This is a genomic window from Streptomyces sp. 142MFCol3.1, assembly GCF_000424945.1.
Classification (GTDB): Bacteria; Actinomycetota; Actinomycetes; order Streptomycetales; family Streptomycetaceae; genus Streptomyces; species Streptomyces siamensis.
Window position 1 is genome coordinate 101,312 of sequence record NZ_AUKV01000025.1, and the last position, 24,128, is coordinate 125,439.

The following is a 24,128-nucleotide window of genomic DNA, read 5'->3' on the forward strand; positions in this document are numbered from 1 at the left end:
AGGGCGGGCACCTGATCTCCCCCTCACCCCGCTCTCCGCACCCCCGTGAGCAGTCCGAAGAAGAAGGGGTGGCGGCCGAGATGAGTCTGCGACGCGAAGCGTTCCTCGGCCACGTGAAGGAACGCGGCGAATACGAGACCCTGGAGGAAGCCGAGCGCGCGGCCCGTGTGGTACTCGCCCTCCTCGGCGCGCACCTGGTCGGCGACGTCCGCGCCCGGCTGGCGGCGCATCTGCCCGAGGGTTTCGCCCTGATCCTGCTCAATCCGCTGACAAGCGCCGAACCGCTGTCGCCGGAGCGGTTCGTGCGGGCGACCGCCGCCTGGATCGAGGGCGCCACCGAGCAGACCGCGGCCTGGGACGTCAGCGCCGTGCTGTCCACCGTCGCCGACGCCGCCGACGATGACCTGCTGGGGCAGATCCTGCTCCAGCTGCCCGTCGGCTACGACCTCCTCTTCGGGCGCCCCCAGCCCACCTGACCATGACTGGTGGTGCCGCACCCCGGCACCACCCCACCCGCCCATCCCGACTCCAGGAAAGGCATGCACTGCAGTGATCTCCGACGCGCGCGTACCGCTTGAGCACCAGCAGCCGTACGGGAGGGCGTACGAGCAGATGCTGGAGAAGGTCCGCTACGAGGGGGCCTACTCCACCCTCGAGAAGGCCGACGAAGCCGTCCGCCTGGTCCTAGCGGGGCTCGGACGCCAGCTGACCGGCAACGAACGCGCCGACCTGGCCGCCTGTCTGCCCGTGGAGGCCGCGTGCGTGCTGACCGCGCAGATCCCCGACGCCCAGCCCCTGACCGGCTGGGCCTTCGTCAAGGACCTCGCCGTCCGCACCGGCGCCTCCGTGGCCACCACCCGCTGGGACACCGGATCCGTCTTCTCCGCCGTCGCCGCCCACGCCGGCCACGAACTCATCACCCGCATCCTGGGCCGGCTCCCCCGCGGCTACGCCCTGCTGTTCGGCCGCGCCGACCTCACCCCCGCCGCATAGCCGACGACGTGCGGGGCGGACGCGACCGCCGCGCCGCTGTCCGCCCCGCGCCTGGGGCCCGCGAGGTGACCACCCTCACCCGCTCGTCAACGCGCACCGACCAATCGTCACGTCCCGCCAAACGCAAAAAGCACGGGCTGAGCAACCGGACGCCACCAAAGTCACTATTCACGGCTGCCGCACTACGTAGGGACTGTTGCGAAAGTCCGTACGGATGTGTACCTGTCCGCAGTGTCGATCTCGACGACACGCGGCGCTCGGATGTCGGAGGGCGTCCTGGCACGGCCGGGCATCCCGGCGTCAAGAGACGGGCATCGCGCCGTCAGTGCCCTCGAGTAAGTTCTCTCCATTCGGCCCGTCAGGCGGGCCGCCGAACTGGGAGGACTCGTCGCCGTGAGCATGCACATGCACATGCGCGCCGTCGCGGAATGCGAGATCCGGGACGACCACACCTGGCTTGCAGCGTTCATGTGGGAGGCTTGGGAGAACCACACCGCCGAGTACGCAGCGGGCATCGCCGAGTCGATCGACAAGGTCTGGGGCTCCGTCAATGACCTCTATGCCGCTGCCGATGTCCTCGGTGCGGATGCCGACGACTCTTGGGAGCTGCCGATCTACGGCGGGCGGCCAGTGGCACACAGCGCCGATGCCGACCCCTCCAACCCGCCACTGGGGATTCTGGAGCCGCCTGGGGTGTCACAAGCCGCAGGCTTCCTCGCACGTGTCTCGTTCGACGAGCTGTGGAACGTCGCCGGTGCCAAGCTCGTCTGGGCCGGCTGGGACGAAGCGCAGGTCAGGCAGGAGTTCCTCGACCGTCACAGGGGCCTCCAAGGGTTCTATGGGCGGGCGGCTGCGGCAGGCCACGCCGTGGTCAGGGTGGTGTGGGCTTGAGACGTGGTCGCGTGCCGGTCATGTGAATGGCAGGGGGCACGGGGCTCGGTGGCCTGGGTGCGCTCCGGAGGAACGCCAAGCCGAACTCGACGCCACCCTGGCAGCCGCCCGGGACCTGCCCGTGCTCTCAACCAGCGCGGCAGACCAACCTGCCCACCTCCCAAGTCACCGCGGCAAGAATCCGGCTGCCCATGGTCCAGGGCAAGAAGTCAGTCGTCGCAGGTGCTCCTCGTGCAATACCTTCGCCCCGTCCTGACGATGGAGGAGGTGCGCGACGGCCTTCTGCGGTTCGCCGCGCCGTGCCAGGCGTTCAGCGAGTGTGATGGCACCGTCCGCCGTTCCGGAACGAAGGAGTTCCTGGCCGTGTCTGGCGAACTCGGCCAGCCGCGCTTCGGCATCCACGTCCGGTCGCTCAGCTTCATGATCTCGGGCCTCATGCAGATCCGGCGCTCGAACGCCGGGGTTCCAGGAGACGGAGCCGGCCGCGGCACCGGCCACCCTGCTGTGCTCCAACCGATCACGCCGCTCGCCGCAGGCGGACAGCGCCCCGAGGACTTCTTCGGACTGCTTCTGCTCATCCGCCACCTGCGCATCTGGGCACGGACAACCTGTGCGGTCGGAAGTGGCGGGGCGACGGCCTTCGGGCTGTTCACCGGTGCCAAGGCCGCCGCCCCGCAGACTGCAGCTCAGCCCGACACCTTCACCCAGTCGAGGTCGAACCCGACTGCGGTGTCGCCCGCGTTGCGCTGCATGATGAGCGTGGCCTGCGCCGGGACGGCGGTCGTGACCGTGGCCGTGGCCGACCGTCCGTCCGAGTCGGGGAAGCGGACGGGCACGGCGGTCCCGTCGACGATGAGCGTCATGCGGGCGTCCCTCGTGCTGCGGTAGCGGAAGGTGACCGTGCTGCCGGCGATGACCTTGGGCACCACTACGGAGGCGCCGAGCACGTCGAACGACGTCGCCACGCCGCCCCCGGATGCCTGCGGATCCGCCACGGCGTGGGCGCCGTTGTACAGCCCGCTCTGCGCCTCGGCCTCGTACTGACCTTCGACCGAGAGGTAGTCCAGAGCCACGTCCCCGGCACCGGAACCGGCGGCGCGGCGCTCGATGGCCACTCGCGCGCCGCTGGGCACGGTGACGGCTGCGGTTCGGTCCGCGTACTCGCCCGGACCACCGGTCGCGGCGAGGTGCACGGGATATGACCGGCCGTTCACGGCGAGGATCACTTCGGCGGGCTCCTCGGCGGCGTAGAGCAGGGTGACCCGGCTGCCTCCGTGCACCGGCAGGAAGGCGACGGACGAGGCACGGCCGCGGGCCAGAGTGACCATCGACCCGCCGGTGGTCGTCACGGCACCGCGCGCGGTGCCCGTCTCCGCCTCGTAGTGCGCCAGCGGGCGCAGCCAGTCGACGGCGGCCCGCTGCCCGTGGGCCATCTGGAGCCTGACTGAGCCCTGGAACGGGACGTCCAGGTCGACCGTGACGACCCGCCAGCCGGGAGAGGCCGGTACGCGCACCGCCCGAGGTGTGGAGCCGCAGGCCGATACCAGGAGTGTGGTCGCGCGGGACGATCGGTAACGGAACTGGACCACGGAGGCGTTGCCGAGGTCGTAGAAGGCGATCGCCGCCCCGGGGGCATCGAGGGAGACCGCTCGGCTGCCGGACGCGGAGTGGTCGACCAGCTCCGGGGAAGTGCTCGCGGCGCCGTCGCGGTAGTAGCGGACGGAGGCGTTGTTCTCGGCTTCCACTGCGGTGGTGGCTGGATAGTCGAGCGTCCAGTCCATCCAGGCGGCGGGGTTGCCCTCCTGCTTGTAGAGGTTCTGCGCGAAGTAGAGCGTGCCGCGGACGTTGAAGGGGCGTCCGCCCGACGAGCCGTCGCTGTAGTAGGCGGTTGTCTCAGGTAGCGCCAGCCGCTTGGCGGCGAGCGACTTGACGAGGCCGGCGGTCTGGCTGGGAATCACACCGTTGTTGTAGTCGACCGTGTGGAAGCCGTACTCGATCACCTTGGACTGCGTCGGGTACTGGCTCATCATCAGATCCATGGCGCGCTGCAGCCGCGGCTGGTTGATGCGCTGCGAGGTGGTGGTGTTCTCGTCCGGCGGATCGGCGGCGGGGTAGCTGTAGTTGTTGAAGAAGTAGCCGTCGGCGGGGTGCGCGATGTCGGCGTAGGACGGTGTGGGGTAGCTCTGGTCCCAGCCGTAGAAGACGCTCAGGTACAGGTCGGTGTCGGCTCCGAGGATGCCGCGCAGGCGGGAGATCAGGTAGTCGGCGTAGGGGGCCTGGCTCGCGGCCCAGGCAGGGTTCTTGCGCCCGTCGGAGTACTGGGACGTGACGAAGTGCCCGGCCACGGTGCCGTCGTCGACCGGCATGTTGAGCGCGAAGTAGGCGATGTCGCCGAGTCGGTGGGTGCGGATGAGGTAGCTGAACAGAGAGGTGTAGCCGTGTGCCGGGTCGTCGCTGCCGTAGTAGTGCAGAACGCTCTCGGCGTCGGCGTGCGAGGAGTCGTCCGTGTCGAAGTCGAAGGTCGCGGAGTCGTACCACTCGATGCGCACCACGGCCTTCTGGTGGTCGGTCTCGAGCTGGTTGAAGATGGCGTCGCGGTCGGCGTCCGTCATCTGTACGAGGTTGTAGAAGCCGATGGTGTTGATGCCCTGGTCGTCGCGCATGTGCGTGAAGTCGCGGGCGATGCGGTCCTGGAAGTCGGCGGTGGGGTCGAAGATGTAGGTGGAGCCGGTGACGGGGCCGTCCGGCTCGGTGTAGAGGTCGGTGTAGTGCGCCGGGTCGTAGGGGGTCAGTGACACCTCGTCGCCGTCCGCCGTGCGGGTCACCGCCGTAGGGCGTGCCTCCTGCGCGTCCGTTGTGGCCTGCGCGGTTCCGATGGCCGGGCCGGCGCCGATCAGCAGGGCGAGTGCTGCGGCGATGATTCCCGATCCGAGGGTTTTCACGAGCCACCTCCTCAGGTGTGGAAGGGAAGGAGAAGCGGCCGGTCCAGCAATCGATCTAAGCGCTTAGACCGGCGGGATCGAGGCGACTCTAAGCGCTTAGATTCAGCCCTGCCAAGACTCGTGACCGAAGAAGGGGGAAACGAGCCGTCCTCACGCGGCGGTCCACTGCCCGGCCCGCCGGGCCTGGCCGCGCGGCACGATCCGATCAGGCCGCGGGCGTCGTTGTGTAAGGTTGAGACGCAAAATCAAAGCGCATAACTCGCGATCCGGCGGCAGGCCTAGGGGGCTCGGTGAGCAAGGCGGCGACGGTCTACGACGTGGCGGAACGGGCAGGTGTGTCGATCGCCACCGTCTCGATGACCTTCCGGCGCCCGGACAAGGTGAAGGAGTCCACCCGCGACCTGGTGCACGCCGCCGCCCGCGAGCTGCAGTACGTGCCGTCAGCCAGCGCCCGCGGCCTCGCCGACGGACGCACCAGAGCCCTGGGCCTGTTCTCCTACGACTATCTGGTCGAGGCCCGGGCCGCCGAGGCCGCCGGCCCGGCGTCCGGACCCGGCGGCCCGGTCCCCGTGGTGCGCGAGGCCCCGGACGAGATGTGCCGCGACTTCCCGCTGTATGCCGACGAGGTGCGGCGCGGCATGGAGATCGCCAGTTGGGAGCGCGGGTACGCGGTGATGATCGGCGGGCCGAGCCATGCCAACCCGGCCGCATTCGTGACCGACGTCGCCGGCCGGGTGGACGGGCTGGCGGTCTTCCCCCAGACCCTGCCGCCCGAGTCGCTCGAGCACATCGCCGGCCGGATCCCGGTCGTGTCCGTGTCGGAGCCGCCGACGGACGACCGGCTGAGCCATGTCACCGTCGACAATCGGGGCGGCACACGCGCGATCACCGAACACCTGGTGCGGGTCCACGGGTGCCGGGACCTGATGTTCGTCGGGGGGCTCAACCCCGCAGAGGCGCGGGCCCGCTTCGACGGTTTCCGCGATGCGCTGCGGGCCGCCCGGCTACGGGTTCCGCGCAAACCGCTGGTACCCGGGACGCGGGTCGACGCACGAGGGCGCGCGGCGGTGGAACTGCCCGCCGATCTGACGCTGCCGGAGGCGTTCGTGTGCGCCACCGACGACGTTGCCCTCGACATCATGGAGATCCTGGCGGATCGCGGCATCGACGTACCCGGGACCGTCGCCGTGACGGGATTCGACGGCATCGCGGCGGGGCGGATCGTGCGGCCCGCGCTGACCACGGTGCAGCAGCCGATGGTGGAGATGGGCAAGGCCGTGGTGGAGATCCTCGCCGCCTCGATCGAGGAGCCCGGCCGCGCCCCGGAGGTGCGGGAGATGCCGGTCCAGCTGGTGCTCCGTGAAAGCTGCGGCTGCCCGCCTCGGTCCGCCCGCTGGGCGTACTGAGCGCCAGAGTCCGGGCCGCTCTCGGTCTGCAGGGTTGCGCACGTCGGTACGGGATCTCTTCGGGCGTGCGGTCCGTCCTGGTCCGCAGGGCCGCGTCCGCCGACGCGCCTTCCCTTGCGGTCCACTCCGCGCCCGCAGGGTCATGCCCGCGACACGCAATCCCTTCGGGTGCCCGCTCCGGCCCGGGCCCGCAGGTCCGCGTTCGCCTGGCGCGTGATCCCGTTCGGCCAGGCTCTTGCCAGTCGTGAATCTAAGCGCTTAGCATCGGCACGCGCCTGGAAATCTAAGCGCTTAGATCGGGGTCTTCCCGTACACGCGACGGAACGGACCGACCGGCCGGGCATCGCCCGCGCAGCGACAGGACCACCTGCGACGGCAGGCGCCATCACCCACGGAACCCACGAAGAAGAGCAAGGAAGGAGGCACCCGATGCCACGGAGCCGAGTGATGCTGGCCATCGCTGTCTGCGGAGGGCTGACCCTGACCGGCTGCGGCCGGACCGGCCAGGACGGCGCCCAGGCCAACGGGGCCACCCTGGCGGCGGGCGCGGCCAAGGGCACCGTCACCATCTGGGCCCAGGGAGCGGAGGCCGAACGGCTGCCGTCCCTGCTGAAGAAGTTCAAGGTGAAAAACCCGGACGTCACGGTCAAGGTGTCGTCGATCCCGTGGGGTACAGCGCACGACAAGTACCAGACGGCGATCGCGGCGGGCACCACCCCTGACATCGGCCAGATCGGCACCACTTGGATGGGCGAGTTCGGCAAGGCGGGAGCGTTTGCCCCCACGCCTTCCAACTTCGGGGCCGAGACCTTCTACCCCGGCTCGGTGGAGTCCACCAAGGTCGGCGGCGCGATCCTGGGCATCCCCTGGTACGTCGACACCCCGGTGCTCTACTACCGCACCGACCTCGCCCGCAAGGCGGGCTTCACCACCGCCCCGCGCAACTGGGACGACCTCAAGAAGCTCGCCAAGGCGCTGCAGACCAAGGCCGGGGCGAAGTACGGCATCGGCCTTCCCCCCAAGGACTTCCAGGCTTTCCTGCCCTTCGCCTGGTCCAACGGAGCACGGCTGACTACAGCCGACGGCAGCGGCTGGACGCTGGACACCCCGCAGCTGCGGCAGGCCGTCGCCCAGTACCAGAGCTACTTCGCCGAAGGTATCGCCGACAAGACGCCCAACACCGACACAGGCGCCGTCGAGTCGTCCTTCGTCAACGGCTCGGTCCCGATGTTCATCGGCGGCGCCTACGAGGTGGGGCAGCTGAACCAGGCCGGAGGTGCTGGTTTCGCGGACAAGTACGCCACAGCCGTCGTGCCCGGCCCGGTTTCGCACACCTCCTTCGTCGGCGGCGGCGACCTGACCGTCTTCAAGCACTCCAAGAATCCCACCGCGGCGTGGAAGGTCCTGCAGTTCCTGTCCGAGCCGGCCACCCAGGTCGAGTGGTACCGGATGACCGGTGACCTGCCGTCGGTGCAGCGCGCCTGGGACGACCCGGCCTTCGCCGACGACACCAAACTGGCGGTGTTCGGCCGGCAGCTCAAGGACGTCGCCTCTCCGCCCAACACCCCCCAGTGGTCCCAGGTGCAAGCGGCGGGCGACGCCCAGATGGAGCGGGTGACCACCGCCGGGCTGACCCCGGCGGAAGCACTCAAGACCCTCCAGTCCGAAGCCGACGCGATCAACGCCAGGAGCTGACCCCCGTGCAGCTCTCTCTCACCAACCCGCGGGACCGGTCCGCGCAGCCCGTCCGGGACAGGCGGACCACCAACCCGGTCAAGCGCCGACAGGCGTTGGTCGCCTGGACGTTCACGCTGCCCTTCGTCGCGGTCTTCGGCGTCTTCATGCTTCTGCCGCTGCTCTCTTCGTTCCTGATGTCGTTCACCGACTTCCGCAGCAGCGACGTGCAGACCCCCGCTCAGGTCGACTTCGTGGCCTTCGACCAGTACACGCGGCTCTTCCAGGACCCCGCATTCCGTCGTGCCCTGCTCAACACCGGCTACTTCGTCCTGTTCGGGATACCTCTGACGATGGCCGTGGCACTGGTTCTGGCTGTCGCCCTCAACAACGGCATCACCCGGTTGCGCACCCTCTTTCGGCTCGGCTTCTACACCCCGGTGGTGACCAGCATCGTGGCCGTCGCCGTGGTGTGGCGCTTCATCCTGCAGCCCGACGGGCTGGTCAACACCCTCCTCGGCCGGATCGGCATTCATGGGCCCGACTGGCTGCACAGCACCACTTGGGCCATGCCGTCGCTGATCGTGATGGCCGCCTGGCGCAACATGGGCACGCTGATGATCATCTTTCTCGCGGGTCTGCAGAACGTGCCGCACGAGCTCCACGAGGCCGCGGCGATCGACGGCGCCGGTCCTGTGCGCCGATTCGCCGCCGTGACCCTGCCGTTGCTGCGCCCGACTCTGCTGCTCGGAGCGGTGATGCTCTCCGTCGGCTACCTCCAGTTCTTCGAGGAGCCGTTCGTGATGACGCAGGGCGGTCCGCTCGACTCCACCCTGTCCGCGACGTACTACACGTTCAAGGAGTTCGGCTTCGGCAACTACGGACAGGCGTCCGCCGCCAGCTACGTTCTGTTCGTCGCCGTGGCTCTGCTGAGCCTCGTCCAGTTCCGCTTCCTGCGTCCGAAGGGCTGAGCGGGTGACGACGACACTCCGCGGCCGTACGGAGCGGTGCTCGCGGCTGCGCGGGGAAGCGGCACGCCGCCCGGTGGTCTCCCGGGGTCAGTGGCTGACCTACGCGGCGCTCCTCGCCGGGCTGTGCCTGACCCTGATGCCGTTCGCCTGGATGGTACTGGGGTCGTTCAAGTCGCAGGGCGAGATCCTGCGCGACCCCAACGGATGGCTGCCGCACTCACCGACGCTGGGCAACTATCGCTTCTGGTTCAGTGGGCTGCACATCGGCAGCTACTTCGAGAACAGCATCCTGGTCGCCCTGGTCACCGTCGCCGGGAACCTGGTCTTCTGCTCGATGGTCGGGTACGCCTTGGCGAAGCTGGAGTTCCCGGGCAAGCGCCTGCTGTTCGTGGTGGTGATGACCACCCTGATGGTGCCGGGCACGGTGACGTTCGTGCCGCTGTTCGTCCTCGTCGGCCGGCTCCACATGATCGACACCTATCCGGGTCTCATCCTGCCGTACCTCGCATCTCCCCTCGGGGTTTTCCTGATGCGGCAGTTCATCCGCTCGGTACCCGACTCCCTGATCGAGGCCGCCCGGATCGACGGCGCCGGCGAGCTGCGGATCTTCGCCAAAGTGGTACTCCCGCTGTGCGGTCCGCCGCTGGCAACCCTGGGCATCCTGACGTTCCTGAGTTCCTGGAACAACTTCCTGTGGCCGCTCGTGGTGGCCCAGAGCCAGGACAAGTACACCCTCCCGGTCGCCCTGTCGCTGTACTCGACGGGCGAGCAGGCCACCAACTACGGCCTGCTGCTGGCCGGTTCGGTGATGGTGATCACGCCGATCGTCCTGGTCTTCGTCCTGCTGCAGCGGTGGTTCGTCCAGGGCATCGCCACCACCGGCATCAAGTAGCCAGAGCCGCGGCCGACACCCGCCCCGCCGCCGAGCGCTCCGCCGATTCCTCCTCTCCGCCTGCCCATGTCCTTCTCCCTCATCGACCGAACAGGAGCATGATGCACCGTCCCGAGTCACTCACCTTCCCGGCCGGCTTCCTCTGGGGGGCCGCCACCGCAGGTCACCAGACCGAGGGAAACAACGTCAACAGCGACTACTGGCAGCGCGAGTACGCACCGGGCACCACCGTTCCGGAACCCAGTGGGGACGCCTGCGACAGCTACCACCGCTACCGCGAGGACATGGCCCTGCTGGCGAGCACCGGCCTGGACACGTACCGCTTCAGCCTCGAATGGAGCCGCATCGAGCCTGAACCAGGTGTGATGTCGCGCGCCGCGATCGACCACTACCGCCGGATGGTCGAGGCCTGTCACGATGCCGGTCTGACGCCGATGGTCACCCTCAACCACTTCACCGTGCCGCGCTGGATGCACGCGGACGGCTGGTGGCGCGCACCACGGGCGGCCGAGCACTTCGCCCGGTTCACCGAGGCGGTGCTGCCGGTGGTGCGGGAGGGGGTGCCCTGGGTCTGCACCATCAACGAGCCGAACATCATCGCCTGCGGAGCCGGAGCCGAGGAGGGCGGGGCCAACCTGGTCGCCCACGGCCTGGCCCGGCCCAGCCGACAGGTCTCCGACGGGCTCGTGCGGGCCCACCATCTCTCCCGCGAGGTCCTTTCGGCGGAGGGAATTCGCTCCGGCTGGTCCGTGGCCACCCAGGCGATCCACGCCGAGCCCGGCTGCGAGGAGCTCGCCCGAGCGTACAGCTACCCGCTGGAGGAGTTCTTCCTGGAGGCGTCGCGTGGCGACGACTTCGTCGGCGTGCAGGCCTACACCCGTACGTTCGTCGGGCCCGACGGCGCTCTTCCGCCGCGCGACGGAGTGGAGACGACATTGACCGGATGGGAATACTTCCCCGCCGCGCTGGAGATCGGCGTGCGCAACGCCTGGAAGGTCACCGGGCACGTGCCGGTGATCGTCACCGAGAACGGCATCGCCACCGCCGACGACGACCGGCGCATCGACTACACGGCGGAGGCCCTCACGCACCTCCACGAGGCCATCGTCGATGGCGTGGACGTCCGCGGCTACCTTCACTGGAGCGCGCTCGACAACTACGAATGGGGTCGCTACGCGCCCACCTTCGGGCTCATCGCGGTCGACCGGACCACATTCGCCCGCACCGTCAAACCCAGCGCCCGCTGGCTCGGCGAAGTCGCCCGCGCGAACTCCCTTTCCTTCGAACTGGCGGGAGGCAGCGCATGACCGCGACCCGGGCGGACCTGGACCCGCACCTCACCGAGCAGGACGGAGTCGTCTTTCGTGACCTGGCCGGCACCGGGCGCCTGGAGGTCTACGAGGACCCGCGGCAACCCGTGAACCGGCGCGTGGAGGACCTGCTCGGCCGGATGACCCTCGCCGAGAAGGCCGGGCTGATGTTCCACACCATGATGCAGCCGACCGAACAGGGACTGCATGAACCGGCCGCGGACTGCGACGACATCCCGCGCGACGTCCTCTCCACCTCGGCCCTGGTGACCGCCAAGCACATCAACCACTTCAACGCCGCGCCCCGGATCGCCCCCCGCGCCTACGCCGAGTGGCACAACCGATTGCAGCGCCTTGCGGCCGAGACCCGGCTGGGCATTCCGGTGACCCTGTCGAGCGACCCGGTCCACGGCTTCACCGACAACCCGGCCACCAGCATCACCACCACCACGTTCTCCCGCTGGCCCGAGCCCCTCGGGCTGGCCGCGTGCGCGGACCCCGCTCTGGTCGGCGAGTTCGCCGACGTGGTCCGCCGGGAGTACCTCGCCGTCGGCATCCGGATGGCCCTGCACCCACAGGCCGACCTGGCCACCGAGCCGCGCTGGTCCCGCGGTGTGGGCACCTTCGGCGCCGACCCAGACCTCGCCGCCGAGCTCGTCGCCGCGTACATCCGGGGCATGCAGGGCGAGGAACTCGGGCCGCAGAGTGTGGCCTGCATGACCAAGCACTTTCCCGGCGCCGGCCCTCAGTTGCGCGGTGAGGACGCACACTTCCCGTACGGCAGGGAGCAGGTGTACCCGGGCGGCAACGCGGACCGGCACCTGGTGCCCTTCGAGGCCGCTTTCGCCGCCGGTACCGCGGCGGTGATGCCCTACTACGCAATCCCGGTCGGGCTCGGCGTGGAGGAGGTTGGCTTCGGGTTCAACCGCGAGGTGGTCACGGGCTGGCTCCGGGAACGGTACGGCTACGACGGCGTCGTATGCTCGGACTGGGGTCTGGTCACCGACGTCCGGGTCGGCGGAACCCGCTGGCCCGCCCGCGGCTGGGGTGTTGAGGAGCTGAGCCGCATCGACCGGGTGCACCGGATCCTCGACGCGGGCATCGACCAGCTGGGCGGGGAGTTCTGCCCGGAACTCGTGATGCAACTGGTGGAGTCCGGGCGGGTGGAGGAGAAGCGCGTCGACGCCTCCGCGCGGCGCATCCTGCGCCAGAAGTTCCGGCTCGGTCTCTTCGACAACCCGTATGTCGACCCGGACCAGGCCGAACACACCGTCGGTCGCGCGGACTTCGCCGCTGCGGGCAACCGGGCACAGCAACGCGCGGCGGTGCTGCTGACCAACGGCGACCGCGCACACCCCGTCCTTCCGTTGGCCCGCGGCACACGGCTGCACCTGACCGGCATCGCTCCGGCGGCTGCTGCGCCCTACGGAGAGGTGGTGGCCACCCGGGCGGAGGCCGATGTGGCATTGGTCAGACTCCCGGCGCCGTTCGAGGAACGGCACACCGGGATCGACTACGAAGACGCCTTCCACCAGGGGCGGCTCGACCTGCCGGCCGAGCGGAGCTCGCGCCTGGTGAGCGAGCTTCGCGAGGTACCGGCGGTCGTAGTGGTCCACCTCGACCGGCCCGCCGTGATCCCCGAGGTCACGCAGGCCGCGGCAGCGACCGTCGCCGAGTTCGGGATCACCGACGACGCCTTGCTGGCGCTGCTGTTCGGCGAGGCCGCGCCCGGCGGCCGCCTGCCGGTGGAGATGCCCTCCTCGATGCGTGCGGTGGAGATGTCCCGCGAGGATGTACCGAACGACACCGGCGACCCGCTCTTCCCGGTCGGCCACGGTCTGTCCTTCCCCGCCCGCGGGAACGATCCGCGCCGGTCCGACTGAACCCGCCACGGCAGCCGAGCCGCCCGCGCGCCGTGCGACTCCCGGCGGCGCACGGGCTCCGGTGCCCGCGATCGACCCGGACGGCTCCCCCTGCCTTGCAGCCGCAGAACCATCACCAAGACGGCCCGGCACATCGGGCTCACTTCCGAGGGGCTCGGAAGTGGGTCGAGCAGGACCAGTGCGCCGAGGGGCGGGCGACCGAGCGCATCCCGGCTGAGCGGGGCTGTTCTTCGTCGCTGTTGCGTGGCCGGCTGGCGCTGTGACCGGATGGTCCACCGAGTCTCGTCGCTGGTCGCGCCCAGGTCTCGTAGGCCGGCCGGATGCGCGATGACATCTTCGCGCTGTGCCCCCTCGCGTCCGCCTCCGAGACCGACTGGCTCGCCGAGCTCGCCCAGGACGACGGCCTCACCGGCTACGAGACACCCCACCCCGCCGGCCAGAACGGGTCAGGTACTGGGCCGCGCCCGCTGGGCGAGCACCTGCACCAGGAAGTCGGGGTCGTCGACGAAGGACGGCTCGAACACGTGAGTGATGTACCGCTCGACGGCCTTGCGACCTTGGGTGGGCGGATGCACCAGCAGCGCGTCCAGGGCCGCCACGAGGTGGGCCCACGCGCACTCGCCACTCGGGGCGAGGACATCCACGGCCCGGCGGCCGGCTCGGTCTCCACGCACACCGTCGTGGCCGCTGGGAAGGAGTTCACCACGCCGGCGGCCATGCACCTGATCGTCGAGTCGGACAGGGCCTACTGCGGCAGCAGGGCGTTACCGGCGCGGGGTGAGCTCGGCCCCTGGGGGCCGTACCCGAGGCGAATCACCATCTGTGCGTGAGAGTGACGGGCGTCTGTCAACGGCACCAGTTGGTCACGGAGGTCAGGCCATTCCAGTGCCTGGTGGAGAAGCGATGCCCGGACGCCGTGAGCGGTGGCGACGAGCAGGACCCGTTCAAGGGCTTGGCCGGCTCGGAGCCAGTCCGTCCGCCGGTCATGCGCGGTGGACAGCACGGTGATCGACGGCCGCTTCTCGAAGGGCTGGGCCGCGAGCACCTCAGCGTGTCGATGGGCGCCGAAGTCCCGCATCGGGATGCGGTCCAGGAAGTCCTGGGGGCCGAGTACTTCGGGCGGCATGCCCAGGCCGGTGCCTTGCGTCTCGTCGGCCCAGCGGCGGCTCTCCGTAGCCCGGCTCGCATCCGTTGTGTTGCGGTGCTCTGCCTCCCTGGTGAGCTGCAGGACGCTGTCGGCCTTCTGGGGCGTAAGGCGGTGCAGCAGGGCTCCTTCTGAGTGCGCCGCTTCGGCGAGTTCCGTTAGTACGGAACCGGGCAGCGGGCGTTCCGAGAAGGGGAAGCGGCTGCTGTGTCGGCGCCACACCGCGTCATAAAGAGAAGTGCGTGAGGAGGGCCTGGCGGAGCCGCCGAGGCGCACGGTGGCGAGCAGGTCCGGCTCGTCGGGGCGCGGGAGCAACCGGGTCACCGGTTCCCAGCCGAAGTGCTCCACCGCGATCCGCAGATTCAATACCGCGCAGCCGACGGACAGATGCAGTGCCCGGCCGGTCGGATCGATGTGGCGAAGGCCGCGCTGCGCGGCGGCGCGGATCTCCAGCGTGAGGGTGTCCGGATCCAGGCGGAAGCGCCAGGGCTGGGTGTTGTGGATCGAGGGGGCGGCCACGGCCGCGGAGACCAGCGTCTCCAGAGTCGTTGCGTCGAGGACTGCGGTAAGCATCGGGGCTCCTCCCCGTCCTCCGCCACGGGTGGCTTCGGGACTTCTCGGTGACCGAACCAGCTTGGTCTCCGGCACGCGGGGAGAGGGAGGGGCCGTCCGGCCCCGGGACGGGTTCTGGACGGCCTAGGCGGAGCTCACTTGGGGCGCTCGCCGGTGTCCGGCTGCTCCAGGTGGGAGGCCAGAACCGCGGCCTGGACGCGGCGCTGGACACCGAGTTTTGCGAGCAGTCGGGAGATGTGGTTCTTGACCGTCTTCTCCGACAGGTAGAGATTCTTGCCGATCTGGCGGTTGGTCAGCCCCTCCCCGATCAGGGTGAGGATCTCCCGCTCGCGGGGCGACAGGCTCGCCAGTTCGGGGGCCATGGTGGGGGGCTCGGCGGGGTCGCGCAGTGAGCGCATCAGGCGCGCGGTGGTCGCGGGGTCGAGCATGGACTGGCCGGACGCGACCGTGCGCACAGCCGAGACCAGGTCGGAGCCTCTGATCTGCTTGAGGACATAACCCGAGGCCCCGGCCATGATGGCGTCCAGCAGGGCGTCCTCGTCGTCGAACGAGGTGAGCATCAGACAGGCCAGCTCGGGCATTTGGCTGCGCAGCTCCCGGCAGACCGTGATGCCGTCGCCGTCCGGGAGCCGTACGTCGAGCACGGCGACGTGCGGCCGCAGGGCCGGGCCGCGAACCAGGGCATGTTCGACCGAGTCCGCGTCGCCGACCACCGAGATGTCCGCTTCGGCGTCGAGCAGGTCGGTGATGCCGCGTCGTACGACCTCGTGGTCGTCCAACAGGAAGACACGGATCGGATCCTGCTCCGTGAAGGTGCGTGTCTCGGTCATGACCATCCCTTGTTCCCGGTGACGGACGGGCTGCGGTTGCCCGCGACGACGATCGTCGCTCGCCGGACCCCGATGGCATAGGGCCGACCGGCCCCACTCGGCTTCGAGGTCCACCCTCTCCGGCCCCATTGTCACGGTCCGCCGGCCCCTGCCGCCAGATGGTCGGTCGGTGAGACCTTCCTTGCCGTACTCAAGTTCGTAGTACTCAGGAGGGGGTGTGACCGATGCGGAAGGAAGGGCACACGAAGGTCAGAGGCTGGCGGTGGCGGCGTAATCCGCTGCGACGGCACAGTGACGTAGTCGAAGCGCGCATCGTCCTCGCTGCCTGGGCGGCGGCGACAATCGGCGGAGCCGTGGCCGGCGCGGTTGTGGCGCAGGCTGTGGATGATGTGGTGCAGCACGACCGGATGGGGCGCAGGCCGGTGCCGGCCGTGATGGTGAGCGACGCACCGAGCGGGACACGGGACGTCACCACCGGCGTGAAGTACGACCACGTGACGGCCGAAGTGCGGTGGACCGACAGCCACGGTGTCGTGCGGACCGACGAGACGACCGTCAAGGGCGGCAGCGCCGCCGGAACCAATGTCACTGTGTGGACCGATGGGCGGGGGCACCTGGTGTCCGGGCCGATCGGACCGGCGGAGGCGGCGGCACGTATCGGGCTGACCGGAGCCGGGGCGGGGCTCGCGAGCGGGCTGCTTGTTCTGGCAGGCGGACTGACGGTCCGTCTGCGGATCGAACGGCGGGCCACGGTGCAGTGGGGCGCCGAGTGGGATCAGGTGGGGCCGCAGTGGGGGCGCAAGACCAGCTGAACAGAGTTCTTCGACGGTGGACGCCGCTCGACGGACCAGCTATGGCCTATCAGCGTCACCGGGATCGCGTAGCTGGCCTTCGTGCGGAGGTGCCGGCGGAGCCGGTAGCGGACCTAAGTGCCTGTTGGCCTCGCTCAGTTGGATGGGAAGCCACGACCGCCGTCGACAGCCGTGTCCGGATCATCACCCTGCTCACCCAACAGCGGCCCGAAGCCGTCAGCGACATGACCGAGTCCGAGTGGGTGAACTTCAAGGGCGTGGGGCCTGGTCGACCGTCGCGCGCGCTGGTGGCCCAGCACACCGCGATCGGCAACACGCTGCGCCGGCTCCTGCACGAGCCGGCCAACCCCCTCGCCGGCTGACGCCTCTACGCAACGAACCTTTTCCAACCTCTCGCGCAGGCCAGGCAATTGACCTGACAAACGGACGAAGCCACTGGCACTCGGGTTGACGAAGCCACCAATAGACGGGTTTTCGACCAAGAGAACCGTCTCCACCAGAGGCTTGGCATGCTCGTTCCCGTCCGGCGCCGACGTGCCCAGCTCTGCCCTCCGCTTCCTCGCCGCCCGCCGAGCATCCGTTGCCGAAGGCGTGATGCTCGCGGGTGTGGCCCGGTCGTCGAGGCGGGGCCACACCCACGAACGCTTCGCGCACCGTCAGACCGGAGCGGAACTTCCTGTACTCCCCGGTGCCGCCGAAGTGCTCGGTGAGCCGTCCGGCCGGCGGCTTTCCAACGCGAAGTCCACGTCCACCACTCCCTCGACGGCGCGCACGAGGCGGGCGGCCACGGGAATCAGAGACGTGTCGCGGACGTGGCCGGCAAGCTTGACCACTCCGTCGTGCACCTCCACGCGGATCGTCGAGCCCGGGGTGGGGAGAAGGTAGGCCACGATCTCGCGGCGTACCTCTTCGGCGATCTCCTCATCGCCTCGCAGGAACACCTTGAGGAGGTCGGCCCTGCTGACGATGCCCTGCAACATGCCCAGGTCGTCGACCACGGGGAGCCGCTTGACCCTGGAGTGCGCCATGGTGCGGGCGGCCTTGGCGAGGGTGGTGTCCGGGCGGGTGGTGAGGGCCGGGGAGGTCATCAGCTCCTCTGCGGTGAGCGCGCCGGCCTTCGCCAGGTCCTTCAGCCGCCGCAGCTGCGTGTACCGGTCCGGGTCGCTGTCGCGGAACTCCTCCTTGGGCAGCAGGTCGGCCTCGGAAACGACGCCGACGACGCGGCCCTCCCCCTCGATGACCGGCAGGGCGCTGACCTTCCAGTCCTGCATCAGCTGCACGATCTCCTTGAAGGTGGCCTTGCGGCCGACGGCGGCGACCGTCTGGGTCATGACGTCGCTGACGATGTGCGGGGTGCCGTGCATGGTGACTCCTTCTCGCATCGACCCGGGGGTGGATTCAGACATGGACGCCGGCGCCGTACGGGGCGTACAGGTCCATCAGCCGGGTGCGGGAGGAACGCAGGCGGTGGGCGAGCACGTCACCGACCCACTGAGCGAGGTTGGTGCCCATGGCCGGGTCTTCCTGGCACATCAGACGGACGGCGGTGGCGTCGAACTCGTACGCCCTCACCGGGGTGGTGGCCTCGGCGCCCAGGTGCCACACGTGCGGTGTGAACAGCCAGGACCAGCCAATGAGTTCGTTGTGCCGAAGGGTCTCGATGACTGCGGCGCGACGACCGGGCACATGCATGTCGAGCTCGACCGTGCCACTGCGGATGATCCAGAACCGGTCGGCCTTGCCGCCCTCCTCGAACAGGCGGGTCCCTTGCGGGAACGCCACCTCGCGGGCGACGCGCATCAGCCGGTGCCGGTGGTGGGCGGGTAGCGCGCGCAGCATGCTGGGTGTAGGGGTGGTGACCACGGCGTGCCTCCCGACGGGACGTAGGAACTGCCATGGCCAGCGTGTGTCCACCTCCGGCGGCAGGCCATGGGCCACCCGGGCCGTCGGTCGGGCCAATCGGCTCCGGCACGGAGACCTCCGGCACCCTGCGGCCAGGTCGGCTCGGCTGTTCCATGAGGGGGTGAGACGACCCGCCCGTCAAAGGAGGTGAGCACTGTGGGTACCTCACTGACTCCCGACTTCTGGAAGTTGTTCGCCGCTCTCTTGGCGATCTCCACGGCAGCCACCTTCGTGGTGAGCGCCGCCCTCGATGCGCTGGTCCTGCGACTGCAGCGACGCCGTCGGCAACGTCGGCTGCCCGCCGGTCGCCCGGACGGGGCACTTCGCGAGCCCAGCCGGCCCAGGCAGACCCTGGTGCGTCACTGAAGCGCACAGACCGACGCGACCTCTCCCTCTCCTGGTGATCGCGTCGGTCTGTTCCCGGTCAGCGGTCTCGCTGGTCCCGGATGATGATGCCCACCCGCGTGGTCCACCGATGGGGGTCACCGGGGAAGTCAGGGGTTCTCTCGTCTTCGACCAGTGCACCGTCAGACGTCGTGTACAGGGATTCCACCTGACCGAACCGGCGTACCGGACGGGTCAGAAGCAGCTCGACCACCTCGATGAGACCGCCTCCGCGCTCTCGGTCGCCAAGTACCCTGACTTGACCATCCACGTCTCCGGATACGCCGTCAACTTTGTCCGGCTGTCCCGGGAGCAGCTGCGCGACGTGATCAGCCGTACCTTCCACGGATCGCTGTGAGCACGATGACGACGACCGGGCGGATTCACTCCTGAGACGTGTCCACCGGCGTGGACGGCCCCGGGACCCGATTCGTCCTCTTCGTCTCCGGCTGCCCGCCGCGCTGCCTGTACCGCGCGAACCCCGACACCTGGCGCATGCGCGACGGCAAGGAGACGACGGCCGACCAGGGGATGGCCGAGATCGAGAAGCACCGTGCCTTCATCGCAGGCCTGGCCCACTTCGTCGCGGGTCTCGGCTCGGTCGACCGCGTGGACGTCTTGGTCGTGACCCCTGTCCCGGTTGGGCTGGATACGCCTGACCCCCTGGTCCCTCGTCCTGGGTCGGCGCCCGCCCGCCTCCGCTGGTATCGCCGACCCCAACAGACCTTGCAGACAGGGACGTTCAGCCCCACAGGCGCGGACCTTCGGCATCCGGTAGCTGTGCCCTCACGAGACGAGAGTGAGAGGCGTCAGATACCGAACGGACAGACCCACTCCTCCTCGAAGGGATCACCGTCATGGCCCTGCACGAGCACTCTCACCGGAGCCCCGGCCTTCACCTGCCGTCCTTCCGCAGGAACCGGACCGCTTCCGAATCCGCCGTGTCGGCACGCACCGACACGAACACCGCGCAGGGCTACGCCTTCTCGTCCCTGCGCCTGCTCACAGGGTTCGTCTTCCTGTGGGCCTTCCTCGACAAGACGTTCGGCTTCGGCTACGCCACGCCTTCCGGCAAGGGTTGGATCGACGGCGGCTCGCCGACCAAGGGCTTCCTCGGCTCCGTCGCCGCCGGGCCCATGAAGTCCACGTTCCACTCCTGGGCGGGCGACCCCTGGGCCGACTGGCTGTTCATGCTCGGTCTGCTCGGGATCGGGGTCGCGCTGATCGCCGGCGTGGCGCTGCGCTTCGCCGCCCTCGCGGGCACCTTCATGATGGCGCTGATGTGGATCGCCGAGTGGCCGCCCGCCAAGCACCTCTCGGACGGCTCGGCGAGCATGTCGACGAACCCGTTCGTGGACTACCACCTCATCTACGCCGTCGTCCTGATCGCCCTGGCCGCCGCCTCGGCCGGCCACACCCTCGGCCTCGGCCGGATCTGGGCCAAGCTCCCGATTGTCCGCCACAGCCGCTGGCTGCGGTGACCGTGACAGGCGCAGCGGGCCGCTCGGCGGTCCGCCGTGCCGACGCCCCGGGCAGGGCCGTTCGGTCCCCCGCAAGGACCTGCGGCCCCTGCCGCGTGCCTCATTCGAAGACGAAGCTCAAATCGCAACCCCCGATCCAGGATGTGGAGACCATGACGCGCACCGTCACCGTCGGCCTCGACGGCTCGCCCGAGAGCCGCGCTGCGGCCGAATGGGCGGCCCGTGAGGCGCAGTTGCTCGGCCTGCCACTGAAGCTGGTGCAGGTCCGGGAGCCAGTACCGAGCCCCATGGCGCAGGCGCCGCTTCTCGGTCCCGAGACCCATCAGCACTGGCCCGAGCGGATCCCTCGTGAGGCAGCCGAGGGCATACGGCTGCGTCACGCCGGACTCGACGTGTCCACCGAGCAGTTTACGGGTCGGCCTGACGACGTCCTGGCCGGCGCGGCGCGGGACGCCGAGTTGCTGGTCCTCGGCTCCCGTGGACTGAGCGGGGTCGGCGGGTTCATGGTCGGCTCGGTCGGCCTGTCGGTCGTCGCGCACACCGAGCGGCCGGTCGTGCTGGTCCGCGCCGGGGAACAGGCCGCCGACGAACACGAGATGGACCCGGCCGGCACCCCGTCCGCCGCAACCGCGTTCCGGCCCGTCGTCCTCGGCCTCGACATCGTGAGCCCCGACGACACCCTGATCGCCTTCGCCTTCGCGGCGGCCGCCCGCCGCGGCACCTCCCTGCGGGTCGTGCACGGCTGGAACCCGCCCCCGTACTACGCGTATGGGCCGGCCACGGACCTGCAGCTGCACGGGGCTCTGGCACGTCAGGAAGGCACCGACCTGGCAGATGTCCTGGGCCCGTGGCGCGAGAAGCACCCGGACGTCGAGGTCACCGAGGAGTCGCTCTACGGCACTCCGGGGAGCCACCTCGTCGACGCCTCCCGCGCGGCCTCCCTGGTCGTCGTCGGCCGCCGCATCCGTCGCGGCACGCTCGGCGCCCACATCGGCTCCGTCACGCACGCCGTTCTGCACCACTCCACCGCCCCCGTCGCCGTCGTCCCGCACGGATGACTCACCCCTGAGGAGCAGAAATCATGAAGGCAGCGGTCGTAAGAGCCTTCGGTGAGCCCCTGGTCATCGAGGAGCGCCCCGCCCCCGAGCCCGGCCCTGGCCAGGTCGCCATCCGTCTGGAGGCGTCCGGTCTGTGCCACACCGACATCCACGCCGCCCACGGCGACTGGCCCGTCAAGCCGAACCCGCCCTTCGTCCCGGGCCACGAGGGCGTCGGTCTCGTCGAGAAGCTGGGCGACGGCGTCACCCACCTGTCCGTCGGACAGCGGGTCGCCGTGCCGTGGCTCGGCAGGGCCTGCGGGCGGTGCGAACACTGCCTGTCCGGCTGGGAGACGCTGTGCGAGCAGCAGATCAACACCGGCTACGGCTGTGACGGCGGGTACGCCGAGAAGATGCTGGCCTGGGCCGACTTCGCCCAACCCGTGCCGAACGGCGTGAGCGCCGTGGACGCCGCCCCACTGACCTGCGCAGGCGTGACCACGTACAAGGCCCTCAAGGTCGCCGGCGTGCGGCCCGCGCAGCTCGTCGCGATCTCCGGCGTCGGCGGGCTCGGGCACCTGGCCGTGCAGTACGCGAAGATCGCCGGAGCCACCGTCGCAGCCATCGACGTCACCGACGAGAAGCTCGAACTCGCCACCGAACTCGGCGCCGACATCGTGATCGACGCCCGCAAGGACGATGTCGGCCAGGTACTGAAGCGGCATGGCGGTGCCCACGCGGCCATTGCCCTCGCGGTGAACGACGCGGCCTTCGAGGCCGCGGGCTCAGGCCTGCGGCGCGGTGGCAAGTTGGTCATGGTGGCCCTGCCGGCGCACGGCACGGTCCGAGTGCCCATATTCGACACCGTCCTGAACGGGACGAGCGTGATCGGCTCGATCGTCGGCACCCGGCAGGACCTCACGGAGGTCTTCCGACTGCATGCCGCAGGCCGGACCAGGGTCATCTGCGAGACCCGCCCGCTGTCTTCTGTCAACGAGTCGATCGACGAGGTGCTGCGCGGCCAGGTCAAGGCCCGGATCGTCTTCGAGTTCGGCACGGGACGGTGAGCGCGATGGACCTCCCGATCGTCGTCGGCGTCGACGGCTCCGAGCCCAGCCTGCGAGCCGTCGACTGGGCGGCAGACGAGGCCGCACTGCGCCGGCTACCGCTACGGCTCGTGAACGCCTCGCTGTGGGAGCGGTACGAGGGCACCCATCTCGCCGAGGACCTGGGCAAGCCCTCCGAGCAGGTGATGGCCGAGGACATCGTCGATGCCGCTGCGTCGCGGGCTCGTGGCCGACACCCCGATCTGGAGATCTCTGCGGAGGTACTGTCCGAGGAACCCGAATACGTGTTGGTGCGGGAGAGCCGGAACGCTTCCCTGCTGGTGACGGGTACTCGCGGCCGCGGCGGACTCGCCGGGGCGCTGCTGGGCTCCGTGAGCCTGACCGTGGCCGGGCACGCGCACTGCCCGATGATCGTCGTGCGGGGCGACGACCGGGCCACGTCCAGGACGCATGGCCGCATCGTTGTGGGGGTCGGAGAGAAGCCGGTGGGTTCGGCGGCTGTCCGCTTCGCCGTTGACGAGGCACGGCGGCGCGGCGTGCCGGTGGAGGCCGTGCGGGCCTGGAGGTGTCCCGCACACGAGTCCACTGACCATCCGCTGATGGCCGGGGAACCTGCCCGGCTGCACGAACAGCACGCGGTGGACGCGCTGACGGAGGCGCTCCAGGAGGCCCCCGCCGATGTAGAGGTACACCGCCGCACGGCCGAGGGCCACGCCCGCACCATTCTCGTGGACGCCTCGGAGAACGCCGACCTCGTCGTCATCGGAGCCCGGCGTCGCCCGAGGCACTTCGGGCTCCAGATGGGCCGCGTGGCCCATGGCGTGCTGCACCACTCCGCCTGCCCTGTCGTCATCGTGCCCGAACCGGCGTGATCCCGAGGGCGGCAGCTCAAAGGCTCGCCGCGCGGTCGGGAGCGTAGGCCGGCAGATCACTCGGCGAGCCCAGTAGTTCACGCTCGCGGCTCGTGCGCGGCAGAGCCGCCGTCGCCTAGCCGCTCCCCAACTCGACGTCCCCGTCCATGACTTCCGGAGTCACTCATGCCCAAGGTCGAACACCTCGACGCCACCACGCCTTCCGACGAGGAACTGCGCAGTCTGCATGCCCACTGGCGCGCCGCCAACTACCTGGCCGCCGGACAGATCTACCTGATGGCCAACCCGCTGCTCACCGAGCCCCTGAAGCCGGAGCACATCAAGCCGCGGCTGCTCGGCCACTGGGGAACCTCACCGGGGCTGAACCTCGTGTACACCCACCTCAACCGCGTGATCAAGGCCCGAGACCTCGACGCGTTGTGCGTGTGGGGCCCCGGGCACGGCGGCCCCTCCGTGCTCGCCAACGCGTGGCTGGAGGGCAGCTACAGCGAGACCTACCCCGACGTGTCGCGGGACGCGCAGGGGATGGAGCGGCTCTTCCGGCAGTTCTCCTTCCCGGGCGGCGTGCCCAGCCACGTCGCCCCGGAGACCCCGGGGTCCATCCATGAGGGCGGCGAACTCGGCTATTCGCTCTCGCACGCCTACGGAGCAGCCTTCGACAACCCGGACCTGCTGGTGGCCTGTGTGATCGGCGACGGCGAGGCGGAGACCGGGCCACTGGCCGCCTCCTGGCACTCCAACAAGTTCCTCGACCCGGTGCACGACGGCGCCGTCCTGCCGATCCTCCACCTCAACGGCTACAAGATCGCCAACCCGACGGTCCTGGCCCGCATCCCGGAGGCCGAACTCGACGCGCTGCTGCGCGGATACGGTCACGAGCCCCTCCACGTCACCGGCGACGACCCCACCCAGGTGCACCGGGACATGGCCGCCGCCCTCGACAAGGCGCTGGACCGCATTGCCGTGATGCAGCGGTCGGCCCGAGAGGACGGCGTCGCCGAGCGTGTCCACTGGCCGGTGATCGTACTGCGCACCCCGAAGGGCTGGACCGGACCCGCCGAGGT

The 24,128-nt window shown here is 69.8% G+C and carries 24 protein-coding genes and 2 pseudogenes; 20 read left to right on the forward strand and 6 right to left on the reverse strand.

Annotated elements, in window-relative coordinates; genetic code table 11:
- Nucleotides 1–80: 80 nt before the first annotated feature.
- From H305_RS0131790 to H305_RS0131800, 3 genes are all read left to right on the forward strand, one after another.
- Entirely contained in the window at nt 81–476 is a 396-nt protein-coding gene (locus H305_RS0131790; RefSeq protein ID WP_028803996.1) for a DUF2267 domain-containing protein, read from the forward strand.
- A 73-nt stretch (nt 477–549) separates the two neighbouring features.
- Entirely contained in the window at nt 550–993 is a 444-nt protein-coding gene (locus H305_RS0131795; RefSeq protein WP_028803997.1) for a DUF2267 domain-containing protein, read from the forward strand.
- A gap of 399 nt (nt 994–1,392) precedes the next feature.
- A complete protein-coding gene (locus H305_RS0131800) occupies nt 1,393–1,884 on the forward strand; it encodes a DUF1877 family protein (RefSeq protein ID WP_234021192.1) in 492 nt (163 codons plus the stop codon).
- 165 nt (nt 1,885–2,049) lie between these two features.
- Here H305_RS0131800 and H305_RS53600 read toward each other — a convergent pair whose 3' ends face one another.
- A complete protein-coding gene (locus H305_RS53600; RefSeq protein WP_158690606.1) occupies nt 2,050–2,469 on the reverse strand; it encodes a hypothetical protein in 420 nt (139 codons plus the stop codon).
- Nucleotides 2,470–2,570: 101 nt separating this feature from the next.
- Nucleotides 2,571–4,826 carry a hypothetical protein gene (locus tag H305_RS0131805; RefSeq protein WP_028803999.1) on the reverse strand — a complete coding sequence of 752 codons (2,256 nt, stop codon included), beginning with the start codon at nt 4,824–4,826 and terminating at the stop codon, nt 2,571–2,573.
- 290 nt (nt 4,827–5,116) lie between these two features.
- On the opposite strand from H305_RS0131805, the gene H305_RS0131810 reads away from it, so the two are divergent.
- The 7 genes from H305_RS0131810 (at nt 5,117) to H305_RS54145 (ending at nt 13,792) form a co-directional block, all read left to right on the forward strand.
- Nucleotides 5,117–6,232, forward strand: a complete 1,116-nt coding sequence (locus H305_RS0131810; protein WP_028804000.1) for a LacI family DNA-binding transcriptional regulator — start codon at nt 5,117–5,119, stop codon at nt 6,230–6,232.
- A gap of 429 nt (nt 6,233–6,661) precedes the next feature.
- A complete protein-coding gene (locus H305_RS0131815; RefSeq protein WP_028804001.1) occupies nt 6,662–7,927 on the forward strand; it encodes a sugar ABC transporter substrate-binding protein in 1,266 nt (421 codons plus the stop codon).
- Between the two features lie 5 nt (nt 7,928–7,932).
- Complete coding sequence (locus tag H305_RS0131820) at nt 7,933–8,877, forward strand: carbohydrate ABC transporter permease (protein WP_037765957.1); 945 nt, start codon at nt 7,933–7,935, stop codon at nt 8,875–8,877.
- Between the two features lie 4 nt (nt 8,878–8,881).
- Nucleotides 8,882–9,769, forward strand: coding sequence for a carbohydrate ABC transporter permease (locus tag H305_RS0131825; RefSeq protein WP_234021177.1), 888 nt, complete (start codon nt 8,882–8,884; stop codon nt 9,767–9,769).
- A 98-nt stretch (nt 9,770–9,867) separates the two neighbouring features.
- A complete protein-coding gene (locus tag H305_RS0131830) occupies nt 9,868–11,076 on the forward strand; it encodes a glycoside hydrolase family 1 protein (protein ID WP_078629349.1) in 1,209 nt (402 codons plus the stop codon).
- On the forward strand, nt 11,073–12,962 hold the full coding sequence (locus tag H305_RS47645; protein WP_078629350.1) for a glycoside hydrolase family 3 protein: 1,890 nt from the start codon (nt 11,073–11,075) through the stop codon (nt 12,960–12,962). The genes H305_RS0131830 and H305_RS47645 overlap by 4 nt, the downstream gene beginning before the upstream one ends.
- A 320-nt stretch (nt 12,963–13,282) precedes the next feature.
- A complete protein-coding gene (locus H305_RS54145; RefSeq protein ID WP_028804004.1) occupies nt 13,283–13,792 on the forward strand; it encodes a hypothetical protein in 510 nt (169 codons plus the stop codon).
- Here H305_RS54145 and H305_RS0131845 read toward each other — a convergent pair.
- A complete protein-coding gene (locus H305_RS0131845) occupies nt 13,708–14,679 on the reverse strand; it encodes an Acg family FMN-binding oxidoreductase (RefSeq protein WP_028804005.1) in 972 nt (323 codons plus the stop codon). The two genes, H305_RS54145 and H305_RS0131845, sit on opposite strands and share 85 nt — an antisense overlap.
- A 134-nt stretch (nt 14,680–14,813) precedes the next feature.
- The gene (locus tag H305_RS0131850; protein ID WP_028804006.1) at nt 14,814–15,509 is read right to left on the reverse strand and encodes a response regulator; all 696 of its coding nucleotides are present in this window, start codon (nt 15,507–15,509) and stop codon (nt 14,814–14,816) included.
- Between the two features lie 380 nt (nt 15,510–15,889).
- On the opposite strand from H305_RS0131850, the gene H305_RS0131855 reads away from it, so the two are divergent.
- Both H305_RS0131855 and H305_RS53605 read left to right on the forward strand, forming a co-directional pair.
- Nucleotides 15,890–16,321, forward strand: coding sequence for a hypothetical protein (locus H305_RS0131855; protein WP_234021178.1), 432 nt, complete (start codon nt 15,890–15,892; stop codon nt 16,319–16,321).
- Nucleotides 16,322–16,545: 224 nt separating this feature from the next.
- The gene (locus H305_RS53605; RefSeq protein WP_158690607.1) at nt 16,546–16,683 is read left to right on the forward strand and encodes a hypothetical protein; all 138 of its coding nucleotides are present in this window, start codon (nt 16,546–16,548) and stop codon (nt 16,681–16,683) included.
- Between the two features lie 294 nt (nt 16,684–16,977).
- Here H305_RS53605 and H305_RS0131865 read toward each other — a convergent pair whose 3' ends face one another.
- Together H305_RS0131865 and H305_RS0131870 are read right to left on the reverse strand one after the other, a co-directional pair.
- Entirely contained in the window at nt 16,978–17,685 is a 708-nt protein-coding gene (locus H305_RS0131865) for a CBS domain-containing protein (RefSeq protein ID WP_028804008.1), read from the reverse strand.
- A 34-nt stretch (nt 17,686–17,719) separates the two neighbouring features.
- Nucleotides 17,720–18,184, reverse strand: coding sequence for a cyclic nucleotide-binding domain-containing protein (locus tag H305_RS0131870; RefSeq protein WP_028804009.1), 465 nt, complete (start codon nt 18,182–18,184; stop codon nt 17,720–17,722).
- Nucleotides 18,185–18,379: 195 nt separating this feature from the next.
- On the opposite strand from H305_RS0131870, the gene H305_RS51280 reads away from it, so the two are divergent.
- The 8 genes and pseudogenes from H305_RS51280 to H305_RS0131905 all read left to right on the forward strand — a co-directional run.
- Nucleotides 18,380–18,589, forward strand: a complete 210-nt coding sequence (locus H305_RS51280) for a hypothetical protein (RefSeq protein WP_078629351.1) — start codon at nt 18,380–18,382, stop codon at nt 18,587–18,589.
- A 109-nt stretch (nt 18,590–18,698) separates the two neighbouring features.
- Nucleotides 18,699–18,965, forward strand: coding sequence for a hypothetical protein (locus H305_RS52780; RefSeq protein WP_037765960.1), 267 nt, complete (start codon nt 18,699–18,701; stop codon nt 18,963–18,965).
- Nucleotides 18,966–19,003: 38 nt separating this feature from the next.
- A pseudogene (locus H305_RS51290) lies at nt 19,004–19,171 on the forward strand (4Fe-4S cluster-binding domain-containing protein); the annotation flags it as partial.
- Between the two features lie 293 nt (nt 19,172–19,464).
- A complete protein-coding gene (locus H305_RS0131885; protein WP_028804011.1) occupies nt 19,465–20,088 on the forward strand; it encodes a DoxX family membrane protein in 624 nt (207 codons plus the stop codon).
- A gap of 152 nt (nt 20,089–20,240) precedes the next feature.
- On the forward strand, nt 20,241–21,146 hold the full coding sequence (locus tag H305_RS0131890) for a universal stress protein (RefSeq protein ID WP_028804012.1): 906 nt from the start codon (nt 20,241–20,243) through the stop codon (nt 21,144–21,146).
- A 23-nt stretch (nt 21,147–21,169) separates the two neighbouring features.
- Entirely contained in the window at nt 21,170–22,192 is a 1,023-nt protein-coding gene (gene adhP, locus H305_RS0131895) for an alcohol dehydrogenase AdhP (RefSeq protein ID WP_028804013.1), read from the forward strand.
- A gap of 5 nt (nt 22,193–22,197) precedes the next feature.
- Nucleotides 22,198–23,064 (forward strand): universal stress protein, encoded by an 867-nt coding sequence (locus tag H305_RS0131900; RefSeq protein WP_037765962.1) that lies wholly within the window; start codon nt 22,198–22,200, stop codon nt 23,062–23,064.
- A gap of 165 nt (nt 23,065–23,229) precedes the next feature.
- Nucleotides 23,230–24,128 (forward strand): annotated as a pseudogene (locus H305_RS0131905) (phosphoketolase); the annotation flags it as partial.